The organism is Streptomyces sp. NPDC002785 (assembly GCF_040295565.1).
Classification (GTDB): Bacteria; Actinomycetota; Actinomycetes; order Streptomycetales; family Streptomycetaceae; genus Streptomyces.
On record NZ_JBEOVN010000319.1, the window covers coordinates 1 to 5,186 of the forward strand.

The 5,186-nt window shown below is 70.4% G+C and carries 3 protein-coding genes and 4 pseudogenes; 4 read left to right on the forward strand and 3 right to left on the reverse strand.

Going from position 1 to position 5,186, the window contains the following annotated elements; genetic code table 11:
* Positions 1 to 149 precede the first annotated feature (149 nt).
* Positions 150 to 584: pseudogene (locus ABTZ94_RS36120) on the forward strand (MFS transporter); the annotation flags it as partial.
* 89 nt (positions 585 to 673) lie between these two features.
* Positions 674 to 1,663 carry a 2,3,4,5-tetrahydropyridine-2,6-dicarboxylate N-succinyltransferase gene (gene dapD, locus ABTZ94_RS36125; protein WP_351207458.1) on the forward strand — a complete coding sequence of 330 codons (990 nt, stop codon included), beginning with the start codon at positions 674 to 676 and terminating at the stop codon, positions 1,661 to 1,663.
* Here dapD and ABTZ94_RS36130 read toward each other — a convergent pair.
* A pseudogene (locus ABTZ94_RS36130) lies at positions 1,660 to 1,770 on the reverse strand (4-hydroxy-tetrahydrodipicolinate synthase); the annotation flags it as partial. The gene dapD and the pseudogene ABTZ94_RS36130 sit on opposite strands and share 4 nt — an antisense overlap.
* Positions 1,771 to 2,235: 465 nt before the next feature.
* On the opposite strand from ABTZ94_RS36130, the gene ABTZ94_RS36135 reads away from it, so the two are divergent.
* Entirely contained in the window at positions 2,236 to 3,513 is a 1,278-nt protein-coding gene (locus tag ABTZ94_RS36135; protein ID WP_351207462.1) for a hypothetical protein, read from the forward strand.
* Between the two features lie 198 nt (positions 3,514 to 3,711).
* On the opposite strand, the pseudogene ABTZ94_RS36140 reads toward ABTZ94_RS36135, so the two are convergent.
* Together ABTZ94_RS36140 and ABTZ94_RS36145 are read right to left on the reverse strand one after the other, a co-directional pair.
* Positions 3,712 to 3,846 (reverse strand): annotated as a pseudogene (locus ABTZ94_RS36140) (GNAT family N-acetyltransferase); the annotation flags it as partial.
* Positions 3,821 to 4,351: pseudogene (locus ABTZ94_RS36145) on the reverse strand (peptidoglycan bridge formation glycyltransferase FemA/FemB family protein); the annotation flags it as partial. The pseudogenes ABTZ94_RS36145 and ABTZ94_RS36140, both read right to left, overlap by 26 nt.
* Before the next feature lie 136 nt (positions 4,352 to 4,487).
* Here ABTZ94_RS36145 and ABTZ94_RS36150 point away from each other — a divergent pair.
* The coding region (locus tag ABTZ94_RS36150; RefSeq protein ID WP_351207460.1) for an antibiotic biosynthesis monooxygenase at positions 4,488 to 5,186 on the forward strand (699 nt) is incomplete at its 3' end.

The following is a 5,186-nucleotide window of genomic DNA, read 5'->3' on the forward strand; positions in this document are numbered from 1 at the left end:
AAAGTCCCGGCACAGCGCGTTGAAGCAGGAAGCCCCCGGAAGGGTCACACGACCCAGGCCGGAATCCCTGGACTTTAGGCCAGGGAGCACGTCAACTGATTGACCTGCAGGAAAGCACGATGCCATAGTCCGTTCCCAAGGGAAACTCATTGGGGAGGGTGCGCGCGCTGCGCCGGCGCGCGCCGCTGAGCATCGTGGGCACCGGGCTGCTGCTCGTGGGGCTGGGATACGCGGCGCTGATCCTGGGGGCCGGGGCGCTGTTCGCCGTCACCATGATGGCGTCGCTGACCGCGGGCGAGATCCTCTACAAGACCACCGCGACGGCGTACGTCGCCGACCAGGCTCCCGCCCATGCGCAGGGCCGCTTTCAGAGCCTGTACGCGGGCGCCTCCATCAGCGGCCAGGTGCTGGCGCCGCCGATCGGCGGCGCCCTCTACGCTGCCGCGCCGGGACTGCTCTGGCCGGCCTGCGCGGTGCTGGCGGGCGGTGCGGGTGCGGCGGTGCTGGCGGTGCGGTGGCTGCGCGGGCCGGTGCGCGAGGAAGCTCCCGCACCGGCACCCGAACGGCAGGCGCAGCCCGGCTGACCGGGTGGTCGTGGGCTCCCGGGGGCCGCGCGCGACCATCCGGCGAGACCGGTTGGCTCCGGCGGTGGCTCGCCGGTTAGGTTCGTGTCATGACCGACACGACTCCTGTTCGCACCACCGGCGCCGTCGCCGCCGGCCTCGCCACCATCGCCGGCGACGGTTCCGTTCTCGACACCTGGTTCCCCGCCCCCGAGCTCACCGCGGAGCCCGGCCCGGCCGGAACCGAACGGCTCACCCCCGACCAGGCCGTCAACCTCATCGGCGAGGGCGCCGCCAAGGCCATCGGCGTGGACGCCCGCCGCGGTGTCGAGATCGTCGCCGTACGTACGGTCATCGCCTCGCTCGACGACAAGCCGCTCGACGCGCACGACGCGTACCTGCGCCTGCACCTTCTCTCGCACCGCCTCGTCCAGCCGCACGGCCAGAACCTGGACGGCCTCTTCGGCCTCCTCACCAACGTCGCCTGGACCTCGCTCGGCCCGGTCGCCGTCGACGACGTGGAGAAGGTGCGGCTGAACGCCCGCGCCGAGGGCCTGCACCTCCAGGTCACCTCGGTCGACAAGTTCCCCCGGATGACGGACTACGTCGCGCCGAAGGGTGTCCGGATCGCCGACGCCGACCGGGTCAGGCTCGGCGCGCACCTCGCCTCCGGTACCACCGTCATGCACGAGGGCTTCGTCAACTTCAACGCGGGCACCCTCGGCACGTCGATGGTCGAGGGCCGGATCTCCGCGGGTGTCGTGGTCGGCAACGGCTCCGACATCGGCGGCGGCGCCTCCACCATGGGCACCCTCTCCGGCGGCGGCAAGGAGCGCATCGTCATCGGCGAGCGCTGCCTGATCGGCGCCGAGGCCGGTGTCGGGATCGCGCTCGGCGACGAGTGCGTCGTCGAGGCCGGGCTCTACATCACGGCCGGCAGCCGCATCACGCTGCCGGACGGCCAGATCGTCAAGGCCCGTGAGCTCTCCGGCGCCTCGAACATCCTCTTCCGTCGCAATTCGGTCACCGGCGCCGTCGAGGCCCGCCCGAACAACGCGGTCTGGGACGGCCTCAACGACGTCCTGCACAGCCACAACTAGCTCGTGGCGGCGAGGAGTTCCTCGTACGCCCTCCGCAGCCCGTCGGCCGCCTCGCGCCCGGCGGGCTGCAGCGGTTCCCGGACCGGTCCGGCGTCGAGCAGCGCCTTCGGGGGGCGGCGGTGACCCGGGCGGCGGTGAACGCGGATGCGGGCCAGCTCTCGAGCGGAGACGGGGCCCTGTCTGGTGCAGGTCCACGCCGCGCCCTGGCGCGCGGGCCCGGAGTCGGGGGCGGTGGCCGTGCACGTGCCGTGGCCCTTGGGAGCCGCCCGGCTGGCCGCCGACGGTGCGGCGGCGGCCGGTGAGGCGCCCAGGGCGAGGAGGGCTGCGGTCAGGGCGAGTGCGGCTACTGCCGCGAGCAGGTGCCTGGCGCGTTTCAAAGGGTGGTCCCCCATGTTCGGTGGCGTACGCGTTCACCGGGGATCGAACCGGCCCGGCAACGGTCTGCGCCAGGGGCGGAATATTCCCCTCCGTGGTCATTTGTGGCCAGTTCCGGCCTCACGCCACCACCCCCGTGGCCGCTACATTCACCCCCGACCGGACACACACAGACGACCAGGGGGAAATAGGCAATGATGCGCCCCATAGGACCCGTCAGCCGCATCGGCAGATCACTCATGGCGGTGACCGCTACGGCGGCCGCCTGGGCGGTCACCGCCATGGGCCTTGCCGCCTCACCGGCTGCTGCAGCACCCACCAACACGACGGCGCCCCGGCCCGGCGACACCTGTACGGCGGCCGACCTCGGCACACGCCACCCGTACATCAAGACCACCGAAGTGTCCCCGACGATCACCCACTTCAAGGGCTGGTACGTCACCGAGGGCACGACCGGCACCCAGACCGTCAGCACCAGCACCCAGACGACCATCTCGGTCTCCGTCGGCCTCAACGGCAATGTCGAGGGCAGTTTCGCCGTCGAGACCCTCGGCAAGGTCGGCGCGAGCCTGGGCCTGAACGTAAAGGTCGACTACTCCTCCACCAGCAGCGAGTCGAATTCGGTCACGTGGAACTTTAACCAGCCCGGCTACTACGGCGCCTACAAGGGCACCAAGAAGGTCACCGGTACGTACGGAAGCCTCAACTGCAACCGCGTCCAACAGGGCGACGGCAGTTGGGCGTTGAAGTGGATCGAGGGGCCAGGCAGCGGCAGCTTCACCACCTACACCACCCTCGAGGAAGGCGCGGTGCGCTGCCAGGACGAGGTGCCCGCAGGCAGCATCATGGCCAAGGCACAAGGCCTCCTCGACTGCGGCTCGGCCGCCGCGAAGGCCGTGCACCCGGCGGGTGCGGTGGCGCCGACGGCGAAGCAGAAGCGGGACCGCCTCGTGCAGCGCCCCGCTCTCACCAGCGGCACGTCCGCCGAACAGCCCAAGGCCACCGGGCGTAGCGCGCGGGCCGCTCTCGACTGCAAGCCCGGCGCCTACAAGATCGCCGTACCCGGCAAGCCCCTGTCCTGGGGCGCGCCGCTCTTGGCGGCCGACGGTGTCCGCCTGCGGCCCTCGACGATCTTCAGCGCCCACCTGGACAACTGGCGCCTGTGCAACGTGACGGAGCAAAACGGGGTCCTCGAGGCGTCCCTGTGGAACTGGGGCAACGGCGGGTGCGCGACCATCGCCGAGCAGAACGCGGCCACCGAACAGGCGGTCCTGATGACGGCCTCCTGCACGGAGGACGACCTCCAGCGGTTCTACATCTACCGCGACATACCCGGCAGCTCGAAGGTCGGTGTACAGAACAAGTACACCGGCTCCATGATGGGCCACGACCGGTACGCGGACGGGGAGTTCATACGCCAGTACTCCAGCGGCAGGCAGGACGGTACGGGTACGTACACCCTGATCGGAGTCTGACGGCCCACACCCCGTGAGCGGCCCCGCACGTGAACCCCCGACCTCCCGGTTTCGTGCGGGGCCCTCCGCGTCCCTACTCCGAGCCCGGCCTTGGGGACCAGTGCCGCGAAGCAGCCGACACCTCGTTGCCCGACAACGCACTTGCCTAATGAACGCCGGGCGGACCGAATCTCCCCAGTAGCGCGGCGAAAGGGGGGATCAGAGAGCGAGCTTGAAGCCTTCGTGGCTGCGGGCGAAGCCCGGCGACTCGTAGAAACGGTGCGCGTCCGTACGCCGCTTGTTACTGGTCAGCTGCATCAGCCCGCACCCCCGCAGCCTGGCCCGGTCGACGGCCCGCTTCATCCTTGCCCTGCTGCCAGCCCAGTCGGCGCAGCTGCTCCACGAGGGCGGCGGCCTGTGGCTCGTTCACATCCGCCTCCACGTCCCGCAGCCGTCCGGCGGCCGGGTCGGCGATGGCGTTCTTGACGGTCCTGGCGTCCCAGCGCCGGGCGACCACCGGCGGCCCCATGCGCACCGAGAACGCACCCTGCGCCTTCAGATGCGCCAGCATCGGATCCAGCCACTGCCTCAGACCGGCGTCGTGCCAGTCGATGACGGGGCCCTCCGGCAGATAGGCCAGATAGCGCTTCACCCGCGGTATCGGCCGGTAGAGAACGAGCCCGGCTCCGACGATCCGTTCCCGGCCGGCGCCGTCCCGGTCGAACCAGCCGATGCTCTCCGCGCGCCAGTCGGGCTTCACATCGCCCCACGACGGAACCTGCATATGGCTCATGGCGGGCCGGCTCGCGACGAACGCCAGATGTTCCTCGCGGCTGATCGCCTTGAGGCGCAGCTCCATGCGGTACTCCGTTCGTTGTCCTGTCGGTGGGACTGGCGGCGTCGACAGGTGGTGTGGTTGACCTCGAGCGCACTTGACGTACCAGTGTGGTCGGCAGCGGCGCGCCACATGGGTGCACCGGTCAGGAGGACCCGACATGCGCGTGCAATTCGAATCCCGTCCCGATCTTGCCCATAACGACGTCGGACTGGTCAAGGCGAGCACCTGGGATGTCGGCACTCCCGAGCGGCAGCGGCAGACGGTCGAAGCCATTCGCGAGGCGTGGGACAGCCGAGAGTGGCCGCATCCGGGGCTGCTCTCCTACACCGTCCATGTCGGTGAGGACGGAAAAACACTGTTCCACTACAGCCAGTGGAGTGGGGAGCAGGCGTATCAGGACTTCTTCCGGCACGGCCGGGACGAACGCAACGCGGACATCGACGCCGCCGTGCCGGGCATTCAGCGGCTCGGGCTGCACACCCTTGAGCTGTACCGTTCCGCGCTGCCGCGGGAGGGGGACGGGCGGGAGCCGGGGTGCGTCGTGATCGTCGACGTCGAGTTCGACGGGGCGGACAAGGCCCGGCAGCGGGACTGGGTGGACACCGTGTTCGAGGCGTTGGGAACCGATCCGGCGCCCGCCCCCGGCGGCATCTCCGGACACTTCCATGTGAGCACCGACGGAACGCGCGTACTCAATTACGCCGAATGGCAGAGCGCGCAGGCCCATGCCGACGCGCTGGCCGGGCCCGGTGACGGGATCGGGTCGAGGACACCGCAGTGGGAGCGGGTGCAGTCGTACCCGGGGGTCGTCGGCACAGGCGTGCGCCGGTACGCGCCCGCGCTCGGCATGAGGCCG